Below are 25,256 nucleotides of genomic sequence, written 5' to 3' on the forward strand. Positions count from 1 at the left end.
GGCGGGTCACCTGATGGGGTGAAGAGCAGGGGGAAGGGAGGTCGCAGGTCCTCCCGTTCTGTCCATGCTTGGGCATGCAGTCAAGCAACGGTCGTCCCCGAGGTGGCGGCGGTGAGGACGTGGCCGAGCACTACGCCGGACGGCCCCCGGCCCCCCGGCCCGGAGACATGAGGTACCGCGACCCCTGGTACGACGCGCTGGCCTCCGGCTGGGGCGAGGTGGACAGCACCGGCGCGCCCACACCGGCGGTCCGGGCGGCGCACCGCGAGCCGGGCTGCGGCGCGGCGGCCGACGTGTACGTCGCGGTGCAGCGCAGCGCGGCGTTCCAGGAGGTGCGCAGGCGGTACCGCGGTTTCGTGATCCCGGCCGTCACGGCCTTCCTCGTCTGGTACGTGGGGTACGTCGTCACCGCGACGACCGCGCCCGAGTTCATGGCCCGGCGGGTGGCGGGCGCGGTGAACGTGGCGATGTTGGCGGGTCTCGGCCAGTTCCTCAGCACCTTCCTCCTCGCCTGGGCCTACGCCCGGCACGCCCGGCTGCGCCGTGACCGGGCCGCGCTCGACCTGCGCTGGGACACCCAGGAGCTGACCCGCGGCGTGCGGGGTGGTGCCTCGTGACCGGCGACCACCAGACCCTGGCACTCCTGCTGTTCAGCGCCTTCGTGGCGGTCACGCTGGCGATCACCACCTGGGTGGGCCGCAACCGGCACGGTTCCGCCGAGGAGTTCTACGCGGGCGGGCGGCTCTTCACGCCCATGGAGAATGGTTTTGCCATCGCGGGCGACTACATGTCGGCCGCCTCCTTCCTCGGTGTCACCGGGCTGATCGCGCTGTTCGGGTACGACGGGCTGCTGTATGCGGTCGGCTTCCTCGTGGCCTGGCTGGTGGTGCTCTTCCTCGTCGCCGAACTGGTCCGCAACTGCGGACGGTTCACCCTCGCCGACGTGGTCGCGGCACGGATGAGCGAGCGGCCGGTGCGCATCGCGGCGGGCGCCTCCTCCGTGACCGTGTCCGTCCTGTACCTGGTGGCGCAGATGGTGGGGGCGGGCAGTCTGGTCGGGCTGCTCCTCGGGCGGACCGGCGAGGCGGCGCAGGCCTGGGCCGTCGTCGGCGTCGGCGCGCTCATGGTGATCTACGTGTCCCTGGGCGGGATGCGGGCCACCACCTGGATCCAGATCGTCAAGGCGGTGCTGCTCCTCGGCGGCACCGTCGTCCTGACCGCTCTCGTGCTGGTCCGCTTCCACGGCGACATCGACCGTCTGCTGCTCACCGCCGCCGAGCGCAGCGGCCACGGGGCGGCCTTCCTCGCGCCCGGACTGAAGTACGGCGGCGACTGGAGCGCACGCCTGGATTTCATCAGCCTGGGGCTGGCGCTGGTGCTGGGCACGGCAGGGCTGCCGCACATCCTCTCGCGCTTCTACACCGTGCCGACCGCGCGGGCCGCCCGCCGGTCGGTGCTCTGGTCCATCGGCCTCATCGGCGGCTTCTACCTGATGGCCGTCGTCCTCGGTTTCGGCGCGGCCGCGATCGTCGGCCCGGAGGCCGTGCGCGGGTCGAACGCGGCGGGGAACACGGCGGTCCCCCTGCTGGCGCTCGACCTGGGCGGAGGGGCCGACTCCACCGGTGCCACGGTGCTGTTCGCGGTCGTGGCGGCCGTCGCCTTCGCCACGATCCTCGCCGTGGTCGCGGGCATCACCCTGGCCTCCTCGGCGTCCGTGGCCCACGATCTGCACGCCTCGCTGCGCCGGCGCGGCTCCCGGCGGCGCAGTGAGGTCGCGGTGGCACGGGTCGCCGCCGTCGGCATCGGCCTGCTGGCGATCGGGCTGGGGCTGCTCGCCCGCGACCTCAACGTCGCCTTCCTGGTCGGCCTGGCCTTCGCGGTGGCCGCGTCGGCGAACCTGCCCGTGCTGCTCTACTCGCTGTTCTGGCGCGGCTTCACCACCCGCGGCGCGGTGTGGTCCGTGTACGGCGGGCTGCTCCCGGCGCTGGTCCTGGTGCTGCTGTCCCCGGTGGTGTCCGGCGGTCCCGGCTCGCTGTTCCCCGGTGTCGACTTCCAGTACTTCCCGCTGGACAACCCCGGCCTCGTGTCCATCCCGCTCGGCTTCCTCGCGGGCTGGCTCGGCACCGTGACCTCGGCCGAACCGCCGGACGAGGCCAAGCACGCGGAGACCGAGGTGCGGTCGCTGACGGGGGCGGGGGCCGTCTAGTGCCGCGGCAGGCAACCTTCGCCCCGCGTTCGGCCGGCACGCCGAGAGCACGCACCGGACGCCGCTCCATTGACGGGCGAACGTTGCCTGCCGCGGCACTGGGCGGAAGTGGCCGCTGCGGGGCGGCGCGAGGCACATGCGCCGCCGGTCGCGTCGGCGAGGGGCGGCCCACTACGGCGCCACCCACGCGTACCGGTGCTCGGGGCGCCCCGTGTCGCCGTACCTGAGGGACAGGTGCAGGCGGCCGGCCTGTTCCAGGTGGCGGAGGTAGCGCTGGGCCGTGGAGCGGCTCAGTCCGGTCCGGGCGGCCACCTCGTGGGCCGACAGCGGACGGTCGGCGTCGTGGAGGACGCCGCAGATGAGGTCCGTGGTCGGTTCGGAGTGGCCGCTGGGCAGGCCCGGTGCCTGGGGCGCCGGCGTGGTGCGCAGGGCGCCGAAGATCCGGTCCACCTGCTCCTGGGCGACGCCGTGCCCGCCGACCCGGTCCACGGTGCGGCGCAGGGCGGCGTAGGAGGCCAGGCGGGAGCGCAGCGCGGCGAAGGTGAAGGGCTTGACCAGGTAGTGCAGTGCGCCCAGACGCATGGCCTGCTGCACGGTCGTCACGTCGCTGGCCGCCGTGATCATTATGACGTCGGTGCCGAGGCCCTGTTCGCGCATCCGGTGGACGAGTTCGAGGCCCGTCCGGTCGGGCAGGTAGTGGTCGAGCAGGACCAGGTCTATGCCCGCGCCCTGCACGGCCGTCAGGGCCTGGGCGGCGCTGTGCGCGCGGGCGACCACCCGGAAGCCGGGAACCCTCCCCACGTACTGGGCGTTGATCTCCGCGACACGGAAGTCGTCGTCGACCACCAGGACGTCAATCATCGAGCCTCTTTCTGCACGGCCGGGCGAGCGCTGAGCCCGTGTCTTCGGCTCCGCTGTTGTAGCGCGATCAAAACGAGCACAACAGGTTCTTGCGAGCATAAGAACGTCTTGCGCCCACAAGACTGCTGCTGCGGCGGGGACGGGTCATACCGTCCCACCCATGAGCGCAGACACCAGCCCCGCCATTGAACTGCGGGGCGCGAGCAAAACGTTCAGGACCCCCTCGGGGGACCTGCACGCGGCTGTCCGGGACCTCGACCTCTCCGTGGAGCGCGGCGAGTTCGTGGCCGTGGTCGGCCCCACCGGCTGCGGCAAGTCGACCACACTGACCTTGGTCAGCGGTCTGGAGGAACCCACAGACGGTGAGGTGCTGGTGGCCGGGCGGCCGGTTCGCGGCGTCGGCGACAAGGTCGGGTTCGTGTTCCAGCAGGACGCCACCTTCCCGTGGCGCACGGTGCTGTCCAACGTCATGGCGGGCCCCCGCTTCCGTGGGGTGCCGAAGGACGAGGCGAAGCGGCGGGCCCGCGCGTGGCTGGCCAGGGTCGGGCTCGCCGCCTTCGAGGACCGCTACCCGCACCAGCTCTCCGGAGGTCAGCGCAAGCGCGTCGCGCTGGCCGCGACCTTCGTCAACGACCCGGAGATCCTGCTGATGGACGAGCCCTTCTCGGCGCTCGACGTGCAGACCCGGGCGCTGATGTCGGACGAGTTGCTGGAGCTGTGGGAGGGGACCCGCGCGTCCGTCGTGTTCGTCACGCACGACCTGGAGGAGGCCATCGCACTGGCCGACAGGGTCGTCGTGATGACGGCCGGCCCGGCGACCGTGAAGCAGACCTTCGACATCGACCTCCCGCGGCCGCGCAAGGTCGAGGAGGTCCGGCTGCAGACGCGGTTCGTCGACATCTACCGCGAGATCTGGGAGTCCCTCGGGGAAGAGGTCCGCATCACCCGTGAGAGGAGTGCCGCCCATGTCGCCTGAGGTCATCACCACACCGGTGGCCGAGACGGCCAAGACGCCCGACCGCGCGTACTCCCGTGCCCGCGCCGCCCGCAGACGCAGGGCGGTCGTCGTCGGCGGCCGCGTCCTGCTCCTGGTGCTCGTGCTGGGCCTGTGGGAGGGGTTGTCACGAGCCGAGGTCATCGACCGGTTCAACTTCTCGATGCCCTCGCAGATCTGGGACCAGATCTGGACCTGGCTCACGCACGGGACCGCGCTCGGCTCCCTGGGCGAGCAGATCTGGTACACCCTCTACGAAGCCCTGATCGGCTGGGTGCTCGGTGTGGTGGCCGGCGTGGTGCTCGGTATCGCGCTGGGGCGCGTCGCCTTCCTCGCCGACGTCCTCGGCCCCTACATCAAGGTGCTCAACTCCATACCGAGGATCGTCCTCGCCCCGATCTTCGTGATCTGGTTCGGGCTGGGACCGGCCTCCAAGATCGCCTCCGCCGTCGTCCTCGTCTTCTTCCCGGTGTTCTTCAACGCCTTCCAGGGCGCCCGCGAGGTCGACCGCAACCTCGTCGCCAACGCCCGGATCCTCGGCGCGAGCGACCGGCGGGTCACCTTCCAGGTCGTCATCCCGTCGGCGACGTCATGGATCTTCACCAGTCTGCACGTCAGCTTCGGCTTCGCCCTCATCGGCGCCATCGTCGGCGAGTACATCGGCGCCACCAAGGGCGTCGGCCTGCTCGTCGCGCAGTCCCAGGGCACCTTCAACGCGGCCGGCGTGTACGCCGCGATGGTCATCCTCGCCGTCGTCGCGCTCCTCGCCGAGGGGCTGCTCACCTTCGCCGAGCGCCGCATCTTCCGTTGGAAGCCCGCCGACTCCGAGCGCTGAACGGCCCCTTCACGACATCCCCGTACCGCTTTCGCCCGTCCCCTACCGCTCTCTTCACAAGGACGTGAACTGTCATGCGCACAACCGCCAGAATCGCCGCGTCGGCCCTCGCCGGCCTGCTCGCCCTGTCCTCCCTCACCGCCTGCGCCAACGACGCGGCGAGCTCCACCGCCGACACCGGCAGCGGCTCGGGCGGCGGCAAGGGTGAACACGTCAAGATCATGGTCGGCGGCCTGGACAAGGTCATCTACCTGCCCGCCATGCTCACCCAGCGCCTCGGCTACTTCCAGGCCGAGGGCCTCGACGTGCAGCTGCTGAGCGAACCGGCCGGCGTCCAGGCCGAGACCGCCCTCGTCTCCGGCCAGGTCCAGGGCGCGGTCGGCTTCTACGACCACACCCTCGACCTGCAGGTCAAGGGCAAGCAGGTGGAGTCCGTCGTCCAGTTCTCGCACGCGCCCGGTGAAGTGGAGATCGTCTCCACCAAGGCGGCGGGCAGGATCAAGTCCCCGAAGGACTTCAAGGGCAAGAAGCTCGGCGTCACCGGCCTGGGTTCCTCCACCGACTTCCTCACCAAGTACCTCGCGGTCCAGAACGGTGTGGACGTCAGCGAGTTCACCCCGGTCGCCGTCGGCGCGGGACCGACCTTCGTCTCCGCGCTGCAGAAGGGCGCCATCGACGGCGGCATGACGACCGACCCGACCGTCGCGACGATCATGGACAAGAAGGCGGGCACCGTCCTGCTCGACATGCGGACGCCGGAGGGCTCGCGGAAGGCGCTGGGCGGCCCGTACCCGTCGTCCAGCCTGTACATGCAGACCGAGTGGGTCAACAGCCACAAGGAAGCGGTGCAGAAGCTGGCCAACGCCTTCGTCAAGACGCTCCGGTGGATGTCCGGGCACAGCGCGGCCGAGATCGCGGCCAAGATGCCCGCCGACTACTCGCAGGGCGACAAGACCCTCTACGCGGAGGCCGTCAAGAGCACCCTGCCGATGTTCACCGAGGACGGCGTGATGCCGGCCGACGGTCCGCAGACCGTCGAGAAGGTCCTCAAGGCGTTCAACCCGAACATCAAGAACGCCAAGGTGGACCTGGCCAAGACGTACACGACCGAGTTCGTCGAGCAGGCGGCCAAGTCGGCCGGCTGACGCCCGCGGGCCGGGGACGCGGCCGCCGGCCCCGTCCCCGGCCCGTCCGCCCGGCTGCGGGCCGCTGCCGACCCCGGCCCGGTCCGCTCCGGGCGCGGGTCATCGCGAGGCCTCCTCGGCGGTGTCGGTGGCGGTGAGGTCCGGTTCCTCCAGGCCGTCCTCGGCGAGTGCCTCCGGCAGCACCACCGTGAACTCCGCGCCCGAACCGTCCGCCTCGCCCACCGTCACGCTCCCTCCCTGCCGTTCGGCGAGCCTGCGGACCAGCGACAGCCCTATGCCGCGCTTGCCGTGTGCGGGCGGCGTCTTGGTCGACCACCCCTCCATGAAGACCAGCTCGCGCCGGTCCGCGGGGATCCCGGGTCCCGTGTCGCACACCCGGAGCACGGCGGTGCGTCCCTCGGCGCGCAGTTCCACCTCCACCCGCGCGTGCGGGGTGGCCGCCACCGCGTCGAGCGCGTTGTCCACCAGGTTGCCGACGATCGTGACCAGCCCGCGCGGGTCGACCAGCCGGTTCGGCAGCCGCGTCCGGTCCGACACCCACAGCGCGACCCCGCGTTCCGCGGCGACCGTCGCCTTGCCCACCAGCAGCGCCGCCAGCAACGGGTCCTCGATCTTCTCGGTGACCTGCTCCGCCGTGGCCCGGTGGTCGCCGACGACCTCCCCGACGAAATCGACGGCGTCGTCGTACATCTCCAGTTCCAGCAGCCCGAGCAGTGTGTGCAGGTGGTTGGCGTGCTCGTGGTCCTTGGCCCGCAGCGCGTCGATCAGGCCGCGCGTGGAGTCGAGTTCGCGGCCCAGCCGTTCCAGTTCGGTGCGGTCGCGCAGGGTCGCGACGGCACCGCCGTCGCCCGTCGGCATGCGGTTGGCGACGAGGACGCGGTGCCCGCGCACGGTCAGCAGGTCGGTGCCCGTGACCCGGCCGGCCAGGACATCGGCGGTGCGTCCCGCGCCGAGCGCCTCCTCGGGCGACCGGCCGACCGCCTCGTCGCCGATGCCCAGCAGGCGCCGTGCCTCGTCGTTGAGGAGGCGGATGCGGCCCGTGCGGTCCAGGGCCACGACCGCCTCCCGGATGCCGTGCAGCATCGCCTCGCGCTCCGCGAGCAGGGCGGCGATGTCCGAGAAGGCCAGGTCCCGGGTCTGCCGCTGGATCCGGCGGGAGACCAGCCAGGCGGCCGTCGCGCCGACGGCCAGTGCTCCGCCCGCGTACGCGAGCAGACCCGGGATGACGCTGATCAGGCGGGCCCGCACGCTCTCGTAGGCGATGCCCACCGACACGGCGCCGACGATCCGCCCGCGGGCGTCGAGCAGCGGTACCTTGCCGCGGGCCGAGCGGCCGAGGGTACCGCTGTCGATCTGCATGACCTCGTGGCCGGCCAGAGCCGGGGTGGGGTCGGTGGACACCTTGCTGCCGATGCGCGCCGGGTCGGTGTGCGACCACCGCACGCCTCGTAGGTCCATCACCACGATGTACTCGGCCCCGGTGGCCCGCCGGATCCGCTCCGCCTCCCGCTGCACGGGCCCGCCGGCCGTGGGGGCGGTCCGCCGCAGGTCCTCGGCGATCCGCGGGTTCTGGGCGGTGGTCTCCGCGATGGCGAGTGCGCGGCGCATCGCCTGGTCGTCCAGCTGGTGGCTGAGCGGCGCGAGGAACAGCCCGGTCGCAAGCACTGCGACGCCGGCGGCGATCGCCAGCTGCATCAGCAGTACCTGTGAGAACACCCGCCGGGGCAGACCGAGGCGCCTGCGGCGCGTGGGGAGAGTGCGGGTCATGCGGACGACGGTACGTGGGTGGGCCGGGGCTGCCCCAGGGGCGGGGTGTGGATCCTTCACCGGATTTCGGGGAGGGCCGGGGAGGCGCACCGCCACCGCGGGGTCGCTCGCGGGCGGCGGGGCCGTCAGCTCCGTGCCGTCGCCAGTTCGCGGACGGCGACGACGTCCAGGCGCCCGGGGGTACCGAGGACCGCGGCGCCGCAGCTCTCCGGGCGGGGCGGCTGGGAGGCGCCCTGGGACACCAGGACGCTCCAGCGGCGCCCGTCGACGTGGCCGACGGTCACCTCCCAGTGCGGCGCGGCACCGTCCGTGCCGACGACGGTCAGCGCGTCGGCCGCGTACTCGCCCGCCGCCGTGCGCACCGCCAGCTCGGCGGCCTGAGCCGGCCGCTCCCAGGCCGAGCGGCCCCGGCAGCCGTCGAGGGCGACCCGGCCCTCCCGCACGCCGTGCAGGACGTCCTTGACCGCGTGGGCCTGCGCCCTGCCGTAGGCGTATCCGTGGGGCAGCACCAGGAGCGTCGGCGCGAAGCGGTGGCCGCCGAGATGGGTGACCTCCCAGACGCCCTCCACGCCGGAGGCGGCGAGCTCGGCGGCGAGCGGGCGGCCGAGGAGGGCGCAGCACCGGTCGCGTCTGCCGTTGGTGCACACGAGCGCGAGCGGGTCGCCGGTGTGGGGGCCGCCCCGCAGCACCTCGTCGAAGCCGCGCCGGTCGCCCCTGCCCAGCGCGTCGAAGTCGAGCCGGAGGAGGGCCTCCGGGTCGGACGTGGTGGCGCTGTGCAGCCACGCGTTGCCGGGAAGCGTGTGGGCCGCGAACACCTGGCGCACGGACGGCGTGCGGCGGTCGGCGTGCCGCCCGGGACGGCGGATGAGCGCGATGCGGACGCCGGTACCCTTCGCCGCACTCTCCAGGGCCCGCCCGAGAGCGGGGTCCAGGTGGCTGGAGGTGAGCGCCTTGGGACCCCACGGGCCGGGCTGCTCCAGCAGCAGCCACGTCGTCGCTGTGGCCGCGGTTCCGGAGATCGGCTCGTCGAGGTCCCGGGAGACGGTCGCGCACGTACTCACACAGGTGAGCCTAACCTGAGCCGGCCGCCCCGACCGTCAGGGGCGGGGGGCGAACCTCCGCGTCGGCCGCGGCGCAGGCGCCCGGCGGCTCCGGCGGACGGGGGAGGTGGACGGCGGTGGGGCCGCGGCGGGGAGGGCCGCTCGACTCCGGCAGCGGCGCGAAAGCCGGCTGATCAGGAGACCGGCGGTCCGCCGCACGGGCTCCGGGGCACCGGTTCCCGCGCCGGGGCGGGGAGCGGCCGCTCGTATCCTGGGTCGGCATTCAGTCCTGGTGGGCGCACCGGCGGCGTGAGCCGGCGCGCGGGTAGGTGTGAGAGAGGTCGCACGGTGAGCCAACCGAGCCCGAGTCCCGACGCCGACAGGAACCCGGGCTCGCCGAGCCCGAGCCCGAGCCCGAGTCTGAGTTCGAGCCCGAGTCCCGCCCCCGCTGCGGACGCCGGCTCGTGGGAGGCGCCCCCTGAAGCGGGCGGTGCCGCGCGCTCCTCCGTCCCCGGCCCGCTCCCCGGCGCCCGGCAGATCCCCGTCGTCGTTCTCGCCGGATTCCTCGGCGCCGGCAAGACCACGCTGCTCAACCACCTCCTGCACCGCAGCGGTGGCAGCCGCATCGGCGCCGTCGTCAACGACTTCGGCGCCGTCGAGATCGACGCCATGGCCGTCGCGGGAGCGCTCGGCGACTCCACCGTCTCCCTCGGCAACGGATGCCTGTGCTGCGCCGTGGACGTCAGCGAACTCGACCTCTACCTCGACCGGCTCACCCGGCCGTCCGCCGGCATCGACGTCGTCGTGATCGAGGCCAGCGGGCTCGCGGAACCCCGGGAGCTGGTCCGCATGGTCCTGGCCAGCGAGAACCCCCGCGTCGTCTACGGCGGCCTCGTCGAGGTCGTGGACGCCGCCGAGTTCGACGACACCCGCGTCCGCCACCCCGAGCTGGACCGGCACCTCGCGCTGGCCGACCTCGTCGTCGTCAACAAGCTCGATCGCGTCGCGGACGGCGACAGGGTGCTCGGCCTGGTGCGGACGCTCGTCGACCGGGCCGCCGTCGTGCCCGCCTCCTACGGCCGTGTCGATCCCGAGTTCCTCTTCGACTGCCGGCCGAGCGAGGAGCGCGTCGGGCAGCTGTCCTTCGACGACCTGCACCGCACCGGGGAGCACGCCGACGGGCACGGGAGCGACGACGAGTCCGGGCACGCCGGGCACCTGCACACCGGCTACGACAGTCTCTCCTTCGTCTCCGGCCTGCCCCTCGATCCGCGCCGGCTGATCCGCTTCCTCGACAGCCGTCCCGCCGGGCTCTACCGGATCAAGGGGTTCGTCGACTTCGGTCCGCACGACCCGCGCAACCGCTACACCGTGCACGCCGTCGGACGGTTCCTGCGGTTCTACCCCGAGCCCTGGCCCGCCGGCGAAGCCCGGCTCACCCAGCTCGTGCTCATCGGTTCCGGCATCGACGCCGCCGCGCTCGGCAGGGAACTCGAGGCGTGCGGGAGCGACGCCCCGCACGCCGACGAGCACGGCATGTGGGGCGTCCTCCGCTACGTGCAGGACCCGGAGGAGCAGAACCCCCGGGAGCGGCATGCGCAGGGCCCGGACCTCGGGGAGCGGCACCCGGAGGACCGGGACCTCCAGGAGCGGTACCCGGTGGAGGCGGACCCCTCCGGGCGGACCCCGGGATCTCCGGCCTGACGGATGGGACGGCCCGCACGGCCGGCGCGGGCCGTACGGCCGGTACGACCGTGTCGTGCGGCCGGAACGCGCCGCACGACCCGCACAGCCCCCGCGGACCAGAGCGGGCCCGCCACCGCCGATGTCACGGCCTGGGCCGGACCCGCCACCGCCGACGCCTCGGCCTAGACCGGACCCGCCACCACCCACACCGTCTTCGCCAGCGACACGCCCGAGCCGTCGCGGCGCGGGTCGAGCTCCGGCAGTTCGGCCGGGTTGCCGTTCTTCTGCGCGGCCCGGGCCGGCGCGGGACCCGCCCAGGCCAGGGACAGGCAGTCCTCGCCCTTGAGGAACCGCTGGCAGCGGACACCGCCGGTGGCGCGGCCCTTGCGCGGATACTGGTCGAACGGGGTCAGCTTGGCCGTCGTCTGGACCGAGTCGTCCAGCGTGCCGCGCGAACCGGCGACCGTGAGCACGAGCGCGTCCACGGCCGGGTCGACGGCCGTGAACGAGATGACCTTGGCGCCCTCGGCGAGCTTGATGCCCGCCACACCGCCCGCGGGGCGGCCCTGCGCGCGGACCTGGGAGGCCTGGAAGCGCAGGAGCTGGGCGTCGTCCGTGATGAAGACCAGGTCCTCCTCGCCGGTGCGCAGCTCCATCCCGCCCACGATGCGGTCGCCGTCCTTGAGGGTGATGACCTCCAACTCGCCCTTGTTGGACGGGTAGTCCGGGACGACCCGCTTGACCACGCCCTGCTCCGTGCCGAGCGCCAGGCCGGGCGAGGACTCGTCCAGCGTCGTCAGGCAGACCACCGTCTCGTCGTCCTCCAGCGAGACGAACTCCGCGAGCGGCGCCCCTCCGGAGAGGTTCGGCGCCGACGCCGTCTCCGGCAGCTGGGGCAGGTCGACCACGTTCAGGCGGAGCAGACGGCCGGCGGAGGTCACCACGCCCACCTCGCCCCGGGCCGTCGCCGGGACGGCCGAGACGATCACGTCGTGCTTGTGCCGCCTGCCGCCCGCGTCCCCGGGGACCGGCTCGCCGGTCGCGGTGCGGGCCAGCAGACCGGTCGAGGACAGCAGGACCCGGCACGGATCGTCCGCCACCTGCAGTGGCACGGTCGCGGCCGGGACGTCGGTCGCCTCCAGCAGCAGCGTGCGCCGGGGGGTGCCGAACTTCTTGGCGACCGTGGCCAGTTCGGCGGAGACCAGCTTGCGCAGCTCGGCGTCCGACTCCAGGATCCGGGTCAGCTCCTCGATCTCCGCGGTGAGCCGGTCCTTCTCCGCCTCCAGCTCGATGCGGTCGAACTTGGTCAGGCGGCGCAGCGGGGTGTCGAGGATGTACTGCGTCTGGACGTCGCTCAGCGAGAAGCGCCGCATCAGGCGCTCCTTGGCCTGCGCGGAGTTCTCGCTGCCGCGGATCAGCCGGATCACCTCGTCGATGTCCACCAGGGCCGTGAGCAGGCCCTCGACCAGGTGCAGCCGGTCGCGCCTCTTGCCGCGCCGGAACTCGCTGCGGCGCCGCACGACCTCGAAGCGGTGGTCGAGGTAGACCTCCAGCAGCTCCTTCAGGCCCAGCGTGAGGGGCTGGCCGTCCACCAGCGCGACGTTGTTGATCCCGAAGGACTCCTCCATCGGCGTCAGCTTGTACAGCTGCTCCAGGACCGCCTCGGGCACGAAGCCGTTCTTGATCTCGATGACCAGGCGCAGGCCGTGCTCGCGGTCGGTGAGGTCCTTGACGTCCGCGATGCCCTGGATCTTCTTGGAGCCGACCAGGTCCTTGATCTTGGCGATCACCTTCTCGGGGCCGACCGTGAAGGGCAGCTCCGTGACGACCAGGCCCTTGCGGCGGGCGGTCACGGTCTCCACGGAGACGGTCGCCCGGATCTTGAAGGTGCCGCGGCCCGTCGCGTAGGCGTCGCGGATGCCGGGCAGGCCCACGATCCGTCCGCCGGTCGGCAGGTCGGGGCCCGGCACGTGCTTCATCAGCGCGTCCAGGTCCGCGTTCGGGTGGCGGATCAGGTGGCGGGCGGCCGCGATGACCTCGGTCAGGTTGTGCGGCGGCATGTTGGTGGCCATGCCGACGGCGATGCCCGAGGCGCCGTTCACCAGCAGGTTCGGGAAGGCGGCGGGCAGGGCGGCCGGCTCCTGCTCCTGGCCGTCGTAGTTGGGTGCGAAGTCGACGGTGTCCTCGTCGATGGACTCCGTCATCAGGCTCGCCGCCGCGGCCATCCGGCACTCGGTGTACCGCATGGCGGCGGGCGGGTCGTCGTTGCCCAGCGAGCCGAAGTTGCCGTGGCCGTCGACCAGCGGCACGCGCATCGAGAACGGCTGGGCCATGCGCACGAGGGCGTCGTAGATCGACGCGTCGCCGTGCGGGTGGAGCTTGCCCATGACCTCGCCGACGACGCGCGCGCACTTGACGTAGCCGCGCTCGGGGCGCAGCCCCATCTCGTTCATCTGGTAGACGATGCGCCGGTGGACCGGCTTGAGACCGTCCCGGGCGTCCGGCAGGGCGCGGGAGTAGATGACCGAGTACGCGTACTCGAGGAAGGAGCCCTGCATCTCGTCGACGACGTCGATGTCGAGGATCTTCTCCTCGTACGGGTCGTCGGGCGGCGGGGTCTTGGTGCTGCGGCGGGCCATCGCTGCCGGCTCCTTGCTGAGGCGTGGAACGGGATCTGACGCCGACCATTGTGGACTGCGGCACCGACAGCGCGTACCAGGACCCGGGCACTGGGCCGTCCGGTCCGCCTCCCCGGTGCTCGGCGGCGCGCTCGCGCGGGGTGACCGGGCCCGCGCCGGCAGCGTCCGGCGTTCCCGCTCCGGGCGTACGGCCCCGTGGAACTTCGCCAGGGGTGCGCGCGCTTGCATACAGTGGCAGGACGGCAGGAAGACGGCGGTTCCGCAAGCCGCCTCCGCGATCGAAGGGACGTACATGCCCATGGGTCACACGGCCACAGCCGAGGCAGGCTCCGGCGGCCTGACAGCGACCGAGCACCGTCTGGCCAACGGGCTGCGCGTGGTGCTCTCCGAGGACCACCTGGCCCCGGTCGCCGCGGTGTGCCTCTGGTACGACGTCGGCTCGCGCCACGAAGTCAAGGGGCGTACCGGCCTGGCTCACCTTTTCGAGCACCTGATGTTCCAGGGCTCCGCCCAGGTCAAGGGCAACGGTCACTTCGAGCTGGTGCAGGGCGCCGGCGGCTCGCTCAACGGCACCACCAGCTTCGAGCGCACCAACTACTTCGAGACCATGCCGGCCCACCAGCTGGAACTCGCGCTCTGGCTGGAGGCCGACCGCATGGGCTCCCTGCTGGCCGCCCTCGACGAGGAGTCCATGGAGAACCAGCGCGACGTCGTCAAGAACGAGCGCCGCCAGCGCTACGACAACGTCCCGTACGGCACCGCGTTCGAGCGGCTGACCGCCCTCGCCTACCCCGAGGGCCACCCCTACCACCACACGCCCATCGGGTCGATGGCCGACCTGGACGCGGCCACGCTGGAGGACGCGCGCGCGTTCTTCCGCACGTACTACGCGCCCAACAACGCCGTCCTCTCCGTCGTCGGCGACATCGACCCGCAGCAGACGCTGGCCTGGATCGAGAAGTACTTCGGCTCCATCCCCTCCCACGACGGCAAGCCGCAGCCGCGGGACGGCTCGCTGCCGGAGGTCATCGGCGAGCAGCTGCGCGAGGTGGTCGAGGAGGAGGTCCCGGCCCGGGCCCTGATGGCCGCCTACCGGCTCCCGCACGACGGCACGCGCGCGTGCGACGCGGCCGACCTGGCGCTGACCGTCCTCGGCGGCGGCGAGTCCTCCCGCCTGTACAACCGGCTCGTGCGCCGGGACCGCACGGCCGTCGCGGCCGGTTTCGGCCTGCTGCGGCTGGCCGGAGCGCCCTCCCTGGGCTGGCTGGACGTGAAGACCTCCGGCGACGTCGAGGTGCCCGTCATCGAGTCCGCCATCGACGAGGAGCTCGCCCGCTTCGCCGCGGAGGGCCCCACGGCCGAGGAGATGGAACGCGCCCAGGCCCAATTGGAGCGCGAGTGGCTGGACCGGCTCGGCACCGTCGCGGGCCGCGCCGACGAGCTGTGCCGCTACGCCGTCCTGTTCGGCGACCCGCAGCTCGCCCTGACCGCCGTCCACCGGGTGCTGGAGGTGACGGCCGAGGAGGTCCGGGAGGTCGCAGAGGCCCGGCTGCGCGCGGACAACCGCGCGGTGCTCGTCTACGAGCCCGTCGCCGGTCAGGGGGACGCCACCGACAACCCGGACGCCGCCGAGGCCCCGGCCACCGACGACACCGAGGAGGCGGCGAAGTGACCGATCTCGCCACGATGGAGTTCCACCCCCGGCCCGAGGCCGGCGAGGCGAAGCCGTGGGCCTTCCCCGCACCCGGGCGCGGCACCCTCGACAACGGCCTGACGGTGCTGCGCTGCGACCGCCCCGGTCAGCAGGTCGTCGCCGTCGAGGTGCTGCTGGACGCACCGCTGGACGCCGAGCCGGCCGGTCTGGACGGCGTCGCGACGATCATGGCGCGCGCCTTCTCCGAGGGCACCGACAAGCACTCCGCCGAGGAGTTCGCCGCCGAGCTGGAGCGGGCCGGCGCCACCCTCGACGCGCACGCCGACCACCCCGGCGTCCGCCTGAGCCTGGAGGTCCCCGCCTCCCGCCTGGCCAAGGGGCTCGGCCTGCTCGCCGACGCGCTCAGGGCCCCGGCGTTCGCCGACAGCGAGGTAGAGCGGCTGGTGCGCAACCGGCTCGACGAGATCCCGCACGAGATGGCCAGCCCCTCCCGCCGCGCCGCGAAGGAGCTGTCCCGGCAGCTCTTCCCGGCCGACTCGCGCATGTCGCGCCCCCGGCAGGGCACCGAGGAGACGGTCCGCGGCATCGACTCCGCGGCCGTCCGCGCCTTCTACGACCGGCATGTCCGCCCCGCCACGGCCACCGCCGTGGTCGTCGGCGACCTCACCGGCGTCGACCTCGACGCGCTGCTCGGCGAGACCCTGGGCGCCTGGACCGGCTCCCCGGCCAAGCCGCGTGCGGTGCCGCCGGTCACCGCCGACGACACCGGCCGCGTGGTGATCGTGGACCGGCCCGGCGCGGTCCAGACCCAGCTGCTCATCGGCCGGATCGGCCCGGACCGGCACGACCGTGTCTGGCCCGCCCAGGTGCTGGGCACGTACTGCCTCGGCGGCACCCTCACCTCCCGCCTGGACCGCGTCCTGCGCGAGGAGAAGGGCTACACCTACGGCGTGCGGGCGTTCGGCCAGGTGCTGCGTTCGGCCCCCGACGGCTCCGGCGCGGCGATGCTCGCGATCAGCGGCAGCGTGGACACGCCGAACACCGGCCCGGCCCTGGACGACCTGTTCACCGTGCTGCGCAGGCTCGCCGCCGAGGGCCTCACCGACGCCGAGCGCGACACCGCCGTGCAGAACCTGGTCGGGGTGGCGCCGTTGAAGTACGAGACCGCGGCCGCCGTGGCGAGCACGCTCGCCGACCAGGTCGAGCAGCACCTGCCCGACGACTACCAGGCGGCGCTGTACCGGCAGCTCACGGCCACGGGCACGGTGGAGGCCACCGCGGCCGTCGTCAACGCCTTCCCGGTGGACCGCCTGGTGACGGTCCTGGTCGGTGACGCGGCGCAGATCAAGGCGCCCGTCGAGGACCTCGGCATCGGCCGGGTCGAGGTGGTGACGGCCGAGTAGCGGCCCGTCCCCCGGCCCCCGGCCGGCCGGGGGAGCGGCACGCATGCGGGAGCCCTGGTGACCGGAGTGTCACCAGGGCTCCCTGTTGTCCGAATTGAGGGAGAGACTGCCTGTCTGCCCTGTGGCGTGCGCTACAAAACCTTGCTTCCGTTTGGGAATTGAATCCGGGCCCGATTAGCGTCATGCCGGCTGTCCGTCAGGCAGTGCGCCGCGCCCGCGGCACCGGACAGTCATCGCCGAGTCCCCGTACGGCGCGAGCCAGGGGAGCCGGGGACCCACCGTCCCTGGGGTGAATCGGACGCCCGCGCCTCGTGCGAGGGGGCCCGTAGGAGACCTTCCTGCTCCGAACCCGTCAGCTAACCCGGTAGGCGAGAGGGAAGGAAAGGACCAGCCTGTCCATGGCGTTCAGCCGTGCCACCGGCAAGCACCGCCGGCCGAGCCGGGTACACCGCACCACCGCCCGCGCGGCCGGTGTCGCGGCCCTCACCACCACCGGCGTCCTCGGCGGTCTCGCCGCCGCTCCGGCGATGGCGGCTCAGACCCCCAGCCCCGAGGACACGGGCCTCACCCCTGTGGTCACCATCGGCGACTCCGTCGCCGCGCAGATCGACGCCCAGGCCGCCGCCCAGCACCAGGCGGCCGAGGAGAAGGCGGCCGAGGAGGCCGCCCGCCGGCAGGCCGCCGAAGTGGCGAAGAAGGAACGCGAGGCGAAGGAGCGGGCCGCCCGGGAGGCCGAGCGTCGGCGCCTGAACATGTTCGTCCTGCCGATCTCCGGCTCGTACGTCTCCACCGGCTACAAGACCGGCGGCACCCTGTGGTCGTCCGGTTCGCACACCGGCATCGACTTCCACGCCGCGAGCGGCACCACGGTGCACGCGGCCGGCGCCGGCACCGTCGTCGAGACCGGCTGGGGCGGCGCGTACGGCAACCAGGTCGTGATCAGGATGGCCGACGGCATGTACACCCAGTACGGCCACCTGTCGTCGATCGGTGTCTCGGTGGGCCAGCGGGTCACCCCCGGCCAGCAGATCGGCGTCTCCGGCGCGACCGGCAACGTCACGGGACCGCATCTGCACTTCGAGGCCCGCACCAGCCCGGAGTACGGCTCCGACGTCGACCCCGTGGCCTACCTGCGCAAGCACGGCCTCGACGTCTGACCCGCGCGGACTTCGCGAAAGCCCCGGCCACCCAGCCGGGGCTTTCGGCGTTTTCCCAACGCCTGGGCAATGGGCGCCCGGACTCGCGGGCGCCCGGGCGCGCCCGTGTCCAAAAGAATACGCATGGATTCCGCTGCGCCGTCGGACATTGCGGCCCCTTGCCATAGAGTCACGGAAAACGTGTACAGCGTCACCGTTCACGGGAATCGAGGCGGAGGTCGTCATGCGCATTCCGGCGCACTCGGTGTGCACCGCGATCCGGGACGATATCGTCGCCGGCGTCCACCGGCCCGGAGGCCGGCTCACAGAGGAGGTCCTGGCGCGCCGGTACGGCGTCTCCCGGGTCCCCGTGCGTGAGGCCCTGCGCACGCTGGAGGCGGAGGGGTTCGTGGTGACCCGGCGGCACGCGGGTGCGTGCGTCGCCAAGCCGACCGAGCGGGAGGCGGCGGACCTGCTGGAGATGCGCGCGCTGCTGGAGCCGCTGTGCGCAGCGCGGGCGGCGCAGCGGCGCACACGGGCTCACCTGAAGGTGCTGCACGGCCTGGTCGGACTCGGGCAGGAACGGGCAGGCCGGGGCAGCCGGGAGGAGCTGCGCCCGCTGGGCGGCTGGTTCCACGAGACGCTCGCCCGGGCCTGCGGCAGTCCCGCGCTGACGTCGGCGCTGACCCAGCTGCGGTACAAGACCGCCTGGATGTACACGGTGCGGGCGCCGGCCGATCCGGTGGAGTCCTGGGCGCAGCACGGCGCCATCGTGGACGCCATCGCCCGCGGCGATGCGGAGCGGGCCCGGGCGCTCACCGCCCTGCACGCCGAGCGCGCGGCCGCCGCGCACCGGCTGCGCGTCCCCGCGCTGCCTGACGGCGCCGTCCCCGAGAGCACTTCGCAACGCCCCGTCTACATACCGGGCCCCCGTGATTAACACGAGGGGCGTATACAGGGAGCGGAGAAACGGGGGAAGGCGAATTCGGTGGGACGGCATTCCAGGCCCTTTTCTTGCCTGTCCGCGTATTCGCCGCGGCGTGCCGTACGGAATGACCGGCGAAGAATTCCGATACCCGATGAGGGGTGTCCGGCGAAGAGATCCCGGCGTCCGACGTGGGACGCCTGACCTCTACACGGAATCCCCGGGGAAATACGCCGCTTCCCCTACCGCACCGCGCCGCGGAACGACGTGGCCGCGCCGCCCGTGGACGGGGCGAGGCGGCCTCACCGCTGGAACGGGCCGGTGCGGTCAGACGGTCTCGGGGAGTTCCTCGAGGCCCTCGGTCACCAGCTTGGCCAGCCGGTCGAGCGCGGCGTCCGCGCCCTCGGCGTCGGATGCGAGGACGATCTCCTCGCCGCCCTCGGCGCCGAGGCTGAGCACGGCCAGCATGGAGGCCGCGTTGACAGGCGTGCCGTCGGCCTTGGCGATCGTCACGGGGACGCCCGTGGCCGTGGCGGCCCTGACGAAGATGGAGGCGGGGCGGGCGTGGAGGCCCTCGGCCCAGCCGATGTTGACGCGGCGCTCAGCCATGTGATGCTGCCCTTCAGGTGGTCCAGGGTTGTCTAGACCAGTTTCCCACATGCGGGGGCGTGGGCCGTGAGCGGCCGGTGCCCGCCCACGGGCGGCGCCGTACGCGGCCCCGGCCGGCGTCCGCCTTCCCCAGAAGACTGCCTCGCCGCGCCGTCCGATGCGAGCCTTACGCTGGGGCTCATGCAGACCTCGCCGGACCGGCACGCCTACCCCGCCCACTGGGAGGCCGACGTGGTGCTGCGCGACGGCGGCACCGCGCGCATCCGCCCCATCACCGTCGACGACGCCGACCGCCTGGTCAGCTTCTACGAGCAGGTCTCGGACGAGTCGAAGTACTACCGCTTCTTCGCGCCCTACCCGCGCCTGTCCGCCAAGGACGTCCACCGCTTCACGCACCACGACTTCGTGGACCGGGTGGGCCTCGCGGCCACGGTCGGCGGCGAGTTCATCGCCACCGTCCGCTACGACCGCATCGGCGCCGACGGCAGGCCCGCCTCGTCCCGCCCCTCGACCGCCCCCGCCGGCGAAGACCCCGCGCCCGCCGTGTCCGACGAGGCCGAGGTCGCCTTCCTCGTGCAGGACGCGCACCAGGGCCGCGGGGTCGCCTCCGCCCTGCTGGAGCACGTCGCGGCCGTCGCCCGCGAGCGCGGCATCCGCCGCTTCACCGCCGAGGTGCTGCCCGCCAACAGCAAGATGATCAAGGTGTTCACGGACGCCGGCTACACCCAGAAGCGCAGTTTCGAGGACGGCGTCGTCCACCTGGAGTTCGGCATCGAGCCGACGGACCGCTCCGTGGCGGTGCAGCGCGCACGCGAACAGCGGGCCGAGGCCAGGTCGGTACGGCGGCTGCTCGCGCCCGGCTCGGTCGCCGTCGTCGGCGTCGGCCGCACACCCGGAGGCGTGGGCCGCAGCATCCTGGACCACATCCGCGACGCCGGGTTCACCGGCCGGCTGCACGCCGTGAACCGCGCCTTCCCCGAGGACCGGCACGAGATCGACGGGGTGCCCGCCCACCGCTCGGTGCGCGACATCCCCTCACCGGTCGACGTCGCGGTCGTCGCCGTGCCCGCCGAGCGCGTCCTGGAGGTCGTCACCGAGTGCGGCGAACACGGCGTGCAGGGACTCGTCGTCATCTCCGCCGGATACGCGGAGAGCGGCCCCGAGGGCCGCGAGCGCCAGCGGGCCCTCGTACGGCACGCGCGCGCGTACGGCATGCGCATCGTCGGGCCCAACGCCTTCGGCATCGTCAACACTTCGCCGGACGTCCGGCTCAACGCCTCCCTCGCCCCCGAGATGCCCCGGCCCGGACGCATCGGGATGTTCGCCCAGTCCGGGGCCATCGGCATCGCGCTGCTGTCCCGGCTGCAGCGGCGCGGGGGAGGGGTCACCGGCGTCACCGGCGTGTCGACGTTCGTGTCGTCCGGCAACCGGGCGGACGTCTCCGGCAACGACGTCCTCCAGTACTGGTACGACGACCCCGACACCGACGTCGCCCTGATGTACCTGGAGTCCATCGGCAACCCGCGCAAGTTCACCCGCCTGGCCCGGCGGACCGCGGCCGCCAAGCCGCTGGTGGTGGTGCAGGGCGCAGGCTCCGCCCCCCAGGGGCACGCCGTGCCGGCGACGCGGCTGCCCCACGCGACGGTGTCCGCGCTGCTCCGGCAGGCCGGGGTGATCCGCGTGGACACGATCACCGAGCTGGTCGACACCGGTCTGCTGCTCGCCCGGCAGCCGCTGCCCACCGGGCCCCGGGTGGCGATCCTCGGCAACTCCGAGTCGCTCGGGGTGCTCACCTACGACCGCTGCCTCGCCGAGGGGCTGCGGCCCCGGCCACCGGTGGATCTGACGACGGCGGCCTCGGCGGACGACTTCCGCGAGGCGCTCTCGAGCGCGCTCGCCGACGACACCAGCGACGCGGTGGTCGTCACGGCGATCCCGGCGGTGGGGGAGAAGGCCGCCGAGGACGCGGCTCTGGCCGAGGCGCTGCGCTCGGCCGCGGAGGCGGTTCCCGGCAAGCCGGTGCTCGTCGTGCATGTCGAACTCGGCGGCCTGGCGGAAGCGCTGTCGGCGGCGGCCAGCACGGGTCCGCAGGCCGGCGCGGGACCTCAAGCGGGTGCGGATCCGCGGGCCGGTTCGGGGCCGGCGGTCCGTGTGACCACCCAGCGCATACCCGACACCGACACGGCCCCGGGGCCGGGCTCCGGCCCGGCCCCGGCCGGCGCCCAGTCGCCGACCGGGGCCCCCGGCGGTCCCGAGGCGCCCGGCGGTCCCGTCGCCCCGGGAACCCCCGCCCCAGGCGCCCCCGCCCCCGGCGCCGGCGTGCGGCTCATCCCCGCCTACCCGGCCGCCGAGCGTGCCGTGCGGGCCCTCGCCGAGGCCGTGCGCTACGCCCAGTGGCGGCGGGAGGCCGCCGACCCCGGCAAGGTGCCCGAGTACGACGACATCGACGAGAAGGGCGCCGCCGGGCTCATCCACCGGCTGCTCGCCCGCGGACAGGGCCTCACCCTGGGGACGGAGGAGACCCGAGGACTCCTCGGGCGCTACGGCATCCCCCTGCGCGAGGCCATCCCCGCACCCTCCCCGGACGCGGCCGTCGAGGCCGCCCGCACCCTCGGCTACCCCGTCGCCCTCAAGGCCACCGCCCCGCACCTGCGGCACCGCGCCGACCTCGGCGGCGTGCGCCTGGACCTCGTCGGTGAGGAGCAGCTGCGCCGCGCCTACGCCGAGCTGACCGACCTGTTCGGGCACCCGCACGAGCTGCGCCCCGTGGTGCAGGCCATGGCGCCGCGCGGCGTCGACACCGTCGTACGGGCGGTCATCGACCCGGCGGCCGGCGCGGTGCTGTCCTTCGGGCTCGCCGGGGCCGCCTCGCAGCTGCTCGGTGACACGGCGCACCGCCTGATTCCGGTCACCGACCGCGAGGCGACGTCGATGATCCGTTCCATCCGCACGGCGCCCCTGCTGTTCGGCTGGCGCGGCTCGGCGCCGGTCGACACGCCCGCCCTGCAGGAGCTGCTGCTGCGGGTGTCACGGCTCGTCGACGACCACCCGGAGGTCGTCGCCGTCACCCTGGAGCCGGTCGTCGTCGCCCCGCGCGGGCTGAGCGTCCTCGGTGCGAGCGTGCGCCTCGCGCCGCCGCCCGCCCGTGACGACCTCGGCCCGCGGACGCTCCCGGTGTACTGAGTGACCCCGCCCCGGCGGCGGCGGTGCCTCGCAGTCGGCGCGCCCCCGTAGGATGGACGGCATGGCCAAGACCAGTACGACGACCCAGGGGCTGCGGGCGGCGATCGAACGCAGCGGCTACTACCCGGCTCTCGTGGCCGAGGCGGTCGAGGCCGCCGTGGGCGGCGAGCCCGTCCAGTCGTACCTGGTCCACCAGGAGACGACGTTCGACCAGAACGAGGTGCGGCGGCACGTGACCGTGCTCGTCCTGACCGGCAACCGCTTCATCGTGAGCCACACCGACGAGCAGGCCGCCGACAGCACCTCCCCGACGCCGTATGCGACGACCTCCACCGAGTCGGTGAAGCTCGGCCGGATCTCGTCGGTCGTGGTCAGCCGTGTCGTGGCCAACCCGGAGCAGTACAAGCCGGGCACCCTGCCCCGCGAGGTCGTGCTGACCATCGGCTGGGGCGCCGTCTCCCGCATCGACCTGGAGCCCGCCGCCTGCGGCGACCCCAACTGCGAGGCGGACCACGGCTACACGGGCAACTCCACGGCGGACGACCTCAGCCTGCGCGTCAGCGAGGCGGGGGACGGCCCCGAGACGGTGCGCCAGGCGCTCGCCTTCGCCCAGGCCGTCTCGGAGGCGACCGCGGACCTGACCCGCTGATGACGCAGACCACCGCCTGGGAGCACCCGGAACCCCTCGCCGTCGGGACGGCTCCCGTCCCCGAGTACGGCTCCGGCTCGCTCGCCGACCTGCTGCCCACGCTGGCCGCCGGCATGGGCGTGCCGGGGATGTCCGCGGCCATCGGCGAGCTGACGCCCGCCGACCGCAACTGCGTCTTTCTGGTCGACGGTCTCGGCTGGGAGCAGCTCAGGGCGCACCCGGAGGACGCCCCCTTCCTGACGTCGCTGCTGGGCAGCTCGCGCGGCGGCACCGGCCGCCCGATCACCGCTGGTTACCCGGCGACCACCGCGGTCTCCCTCGCCTCCGTCGGCACCGGCCTGCCCCCGGGCAGGCACGGCCTGCCCGGCTACACCGTGCGCGACCCCGCGACCGGCGAGCTGATGAACCAGCTCCGCTGGCAGCCGTGGACCGACCCGCACGCCTGGCAGCCGTACCCGACGGTGTTCCAGATGGCCGAGGCGGCCGGGGTGCACGCCGCCCAGGTGTCGTCCCCGACCTTCCAGAACACCCCGCTGACCCGGGTCGCGCTCAGCGGAGGAACGTTCCGCGGGCGGCTGACCGGCGAGGACCGTATGGACGTCGCCGCCGAGGAGCTCGCCGCCGGCGACCGGGCCCTGGTGTACACGTACTACTCCGAGCTCGACGGCGCCGGCCACCGCTACGGCGTCGACTCCGACACCTGGCGCGGTCAGCTCATGCACGTCGACCGGCTCGTGCAGCGCCTGGCCGAGCAGCTGCCGCCGCGCAGCGCCCTCTACGTCACCGCCGACCACGGCATGCTCGACGTCCCCTTCGACGAGGAGCACCGCATCGACTTCGACGCGGACTGGGAGCTGCGCGCCGGGGTCGCCCTGCTGGGCGGCGAGGGACGGGCCCGGCACGTGTACGCCCATCGCGGCGCCGAGAACGACGTGCTGACCTGCTGGCGCGAGGTGCTCGGCGAGCAGTTCTGGGTGGCGTCGCGCGACGAGGCGATCGCGGCGGGCTGGTTCGGGCCGCGGATCGACGACCGGGTGTACGGGCGGCTCGGCGACGTGGTCGCGGCGGCACGCGACGACGTGCTGATCATCGCCTCCGAACGGGAGCCCAAGGAGTCCTCGATGGTGGGCAACCACGGCTCGATGACCCCCGCCGAGCAACTCGTCCCCCTGCTCGAAGTACGCTCCTGACCGCCGCCGCCCGTGCGGCGTCCACGACCGTGCCCGCCCCCGAACTCGCCGAAAGGTTTCCTCTCCCCCATGCCCGAGCTGGTGTTCTTCTCCGGAACCATGGACTGCGGGAAGTCGACACTGGCTCTCCAGATCGAGCACAACCGCTCGGCGCGCGGGCTGGTGGGCATGATCTTCACCCGGGACGACCGCGCGGGCCACGGCAAGCTCTCCTCCCGTCTCGGCCTGGTCACGGACGCGGTGGAGGTCGAGGACGGGGCGGACCTGTACGCCTACATCGTCGACCACCTCTCGCAGGGCGGGCGGGCCGACTACGTGATCGCCGACGAGGCGCAGTTCCTCACCCCGGAGCAGATAGACCAGCTCGCGCGCGTGGTCGACGACCTGGAGGTCGACGTCTACGCCTTCGGCATCACGACCGACTTCCGCTCCAAGCTCTTCCCCGGCTCCCAGCGCCTGGTCGAACTCGCCGACCGGGTCGAGGTGCTCCAGGTCGAGGCCCTGTGCTGGTGCGGTGCCCGGGCCACGCACAACGCCCGCACGGTCGGCGGCGTCATGGTGGTCGAGGGCGCCCAGGTGGTCGTCGGCGACGTCAGCCGGTCGCCGGACGAGATCGGCTACGAGGTGCTGTGCCGGCGGCACCACCGCCGCCGCATGACCGCCGCCTCGTCCCGCGCGGGCGCGCTGTCCCCCGACGTCCTGCCGGTCGCCTCCGCCTGACGGCGGGATCCCGCCCTCGGCTTCGGGCCTCGCCGGGCTCCGGCGTGCTCTACGCTCGACCCACGGTCCGTGTGGGAGACGGTGGAGGATGCAGTGGTCCCGATCGCACCTGAACTGCTCATGGCTCTCGCCGGCGGCACCGCCGGCGCGGCGGGGGAGCAGATCTGGACGTCCCTGGTGAACCTGGTCAGACGGCGGCCGCCGAACGCGCAGCCGTACGGCGGGAGCGAGTTGACGGCCCTGACCGAGGGTGCCGACCGGGCGGACCGTGCCGCGGAGCTGGCCGAGGCACTGGCCGTGCGCGCCCGGCAGGACCCCGCGTTCGCCGAGGCGCTCGCGGCCTGGCGGCGGGAGGCCGAGGCGCTGGAGGGCACGCGCGGCGGCAAGGGCGACGTGAGCAACGTGGTCTCCGGCGGCACGCAGGGCACCGTCGTGCAGGCGCGGGACGTCCACGGGTCCATCAACCTCGGCGGTTGACGAGGTGCCGCACGACGGGGCGGTGGTGGCCCCGCGGGACCGGGCGGGCGCCGGGCGGCGCGGCCGTTCCCGCCGGACGGACGGGCGGCGGACATCCTCCCGCTGACAGGCCGTGGCCTTTTGGTCTACTGTGAGCG

Annotated in this window: 20 protein-coding genes and 1 riboswitch; of the genes, 15 read left to right on the top strand and 5 right to left on the bottom strand. The window is 73.3% G+C overall.

What is annotated here, in order from left to right; all coding sequences use genetic code 11:
- The first annotated feature begins 74 nt into the window (after positions 1-74).
- Positions 75-617 (top strand): DUF485 domain-containing protein, encoded by a 543-nt coding sequence (locus tag ACWDNY_RS06375; RefSeq protein ID WP_451644568.1) that lies wholly within the window; start codon positions 75-77, stop codon positions 615-617.
- Positions 614-2,206 (top strand): solute symporter family protein, encoded by a 1,593-nt coding sequence (locus ACWDNY_RS06380; protein WP_451644569.1) that lies wholly within the window; start codon positions 614-616, stop codon positions 2,204-2,206. The genes ACWDNY_RS06375 and ACWDNY_RS06380 overlap by 4 nt, the downstream gene beginning before the upstream one ends.
- Positions 2,207-2,377: 171 nt before the next feature.
- On the opposite strand, the gene ACWDNY_RS06385 is transcribed toward ACWDNY_RS06380, so the two are convergent.
- Positions 2,378-3,067, bottom strand: coding sequence for a response regulator (locus ACWDNY_RS06385; RefSeq protein ID WP_451644570.1), 690 nt, complete (start codon positions 3,065-3,067; stop codon positions 2,378-2,380).
- Between the two features lie 160 nt (positions 3,068-3,227).
- Here ACWDNY_RS06385 and ACWDNY_RS06390 point away from each other — a divergent pair, with 160 nt between their 5' ends.
- From ACWDNY_RS06390 to ACWDNY_RS06400, 3 genes are all read left to right on the top strand, one after another.
- Complete coding sequence (locus ACWDNY_RS06390) at positions 3,228-4,043, top strand: ABC transporter ATP-binding protein (protein ID WP_451644571.1); 816 nt, start codon at positions 3,228-3,230, stop codon at positions 4,041-4,043.
- A complete protein-coding gene (locus ACWDNY_RS06395) occupies positions 4,033-4,896 on the top strand; it encodes an ABC transporter permease (RefSeq protein WP_451644572.1) in 864 nt (287 codons plus the stop codon). The genes ACWDNY_RS06390 and ACWDNY_RS06395 overlap by 11 nt, the downstream gene beginning before the upstream one ends.
- A 74-nt stretch (positions 4,897-4,970) precedes the next feature.
- A complete protein-coding gene (locus ACWDNY_RS06400) occupies positions 4,971-6,041 on the top strand; it encodes an ABC transporter substrate-binding protein (protein ID WP_451644573.1) in 1,071 nt (356 codons plus the stop codon).
- Positions 6,042-6,140: 99 nt separating this feature from the next.
- Here the strand turns inward: ACWDNY_RS06400 and ACWDNY_RS06405 are convergent, their stop codons facing one another.
- Complete coding sequence (locus ACWDNY_RS06405) at positions 6,141-7,808, bottom strand: ATP-binding protein (RefSeq protein WP_451644574.1); 1,668 nt, start codon at positions 7,806-7,808, stop codon at positions 6,141-6,143.
- A 125-nt stretch (positions 7,809-7,933) separates the two neighbouring features.
- Complete coding sequence (locus tag ACWDNY_RS06410; RefSeq protein WP_451644575.1) at positions 7,934-8,869, bottom strand: sucrase ferredoxin; 936 nt, start codon at positions 8,867-8,869, stop codon at positions 7,934-7,936.
- 516 nt (positions 8,870-9,385) lie between these two features.
- On the opposite strand from ACWDNY_RS06410, the gene ACWDNY_RS06415 reads away from it, so the two are divergent.
- On the top strand, positions 9,386-10,552 hold the full coding sequence (locus ACWDNY_RS06415; RefSeq protein WP_451644652.1) for a CobW family GTP-binding protein: 1,167 nt from the start codon (positions 9,386-9,388) through the stop codon (positions 10,550-10,552).
- 164 nt (positions 10,553-10,716) lie between these two features.
- Here the strand turns inward: ACWDNY_RS06415 and ACWDNY_RS06420 are convergent, their stop codons facing one another.
- On the bottom strand, positions 10,717-13,173 hold the full coding sequence (locus ACWDNY_RS06420; protein ID WP_451644576.1) for a DNA gyrase/topoisomerase IV subunit A: 2,457 nt from the start codon (positions 13,171-13,173) through the stop codon (positions 10,717-10,719).
- A gap of 292 nt (positions 13,174-13,465) precedes the next feature.
- On the opposite strand from ACWDNY_RS06420, the gene ACWDNY_RS06425 reads away from it, so the two are divergent.
- From ACWDNY_RS06425 to ACWDNY_RS06440, 4 genes are all read left to right on the top strand, one after another.
- Positions 13,466-14,845, top strand: a complete 1,380-nt coding sequence (locus ACWDNY_RS06425; protein ID WP_451644577.1) for a M16 family metallopeptidase — start codon at positions 13,466-13,468, stop codon at positions 14,843-14,845.
- A complete protein-coding gene (locus ACWDNY_RS06430) occupies positions 14,842-16,230 on the top strand; it encodes a M16 family metallopeptidase (RefSeq protein WP_451644578.1) in 1,389 nt (462 codons plus the stop codon). Before ACWDNY_RS06425 ends, ACWDNY_RS06430 begins: the two co-directional genes overlap by 4 nt.
- Before the next feature lie 224 nt (positions 16,231-16,454).
- A riboswitch (cyclic di-AMP (ydaO/yuaA leader) is annotated at positions 16,455-16,616 on the top strand.
- Between the two features lie 12 nt (positions 16,617-16,628).
- Positions 16,629-17,387, top strand: a complete 759-nt coding sequence (locus ACWDNY_RS06435) for a M23 family metallopeptidase (protein ID WP_451644579.1) — start codon at positions 16,629-16,631, stop codon at positions 17,385-17,387.
- Positions 17,388-17,610: 223 nt separating this feature from the next.
- On the top strand, positions 17,611-18,306 hold the full coding sequence (locus ACWDNY_RS06440) for a GntR family transcriptional regulator (RefSeq protein WP_451644580.1): 696 nt from the start codon (positions 17,611-17,613) through the stop codon (positions 18,304-18,306).
- Between the two features lie 312 nt (positions 18,307-18,618).
- Here the strand turns inward: ACWDNY_RS06440 and ACWDNY_RS06445 are convergent, their stop codons facing one another.
- Positions 18,619-18,900, bottom strand: a complete 282-nt coding sequence (locus ACWDNY_RS06445) for an HPr family phosphocarrier protein (RefSeq protein WP_451644581.1) — start codon at positions 18,898-18,900, stop codon at positions 18,619-18,621.
- Between the two features lie 180 nt (positions 18,901-19,080).
- Here ACWDNY_RS06445 and ACWDNY_RS06450 point away from each other — a divergent pair, with 180 nt between their 5' ends.
- The 5 genes from ACWDNY_RS06450 (at position 19,081) to ACWDNY_RS06470 (ending at position 25,119) form a co-directional block, all read left to right on the top strand.
- A complete protein-coding gene (locus ACWDNY_RS06450; protein WP_451644582.1) occupies positions 19,081-22,083 on the top strand; it encodes a bifunctional acetate--CoA ligase family protein/GNAT family N-acetyltransferase in 3,003 nt (1,000 codons plus the stop codon).
- Positions 22,084-22,135: 52 nt separating this feature from the next.
- Positions 22,136-22,732, top strand: coding sequence for a DUF5998 family protein (locus tag ACWDNY_RS06455; RefSeq protein ID WP_451644583.1), 597 nt, complete (start codon positions 22,136-22,138; stop codon positions 22,730-22,732).
- A complete protein-coding gene (locus ACWDNY_RS06460) occupies positions 22,732-23,922 on the top strand; it encodes an alkaline phosphatase family protein (protein ID WP_451644584.1) in 1,191 nt (396 codons plus the stop codon). Before ACWDNY_RS06455 ends, ACWDNY_RS06460 begins: the two co-directional genes overlap by 1 nt.
- Positions 23,923-23,991: 69 nt before the next feature.
- Positions 23,992-24,642, top strand: coding sequence for a thymidine kinase (locus ACWDNY_RS06465; protein WP_451644585.1), 651 nt, complete (start codon positions 23,992-23,994; stop codon positions 24,640-24,642).
- A gap of 81 nt (positions 24,643-24,723) precedes the next feature.
- Entirely contained in the window at positions 24,724-25,119 is a 396-nt protein-coding gene (locus ACWDNY_RS06470) for a hypothetical protein (RefSeq protein WP_451644586.1), read from the top strand.
- Positions 25,120-25,256 lie beyond the last annotated feature (137 nt).

This window comes from Streptomyces sp. NPDC003697 (assembly GCF_053587115.1).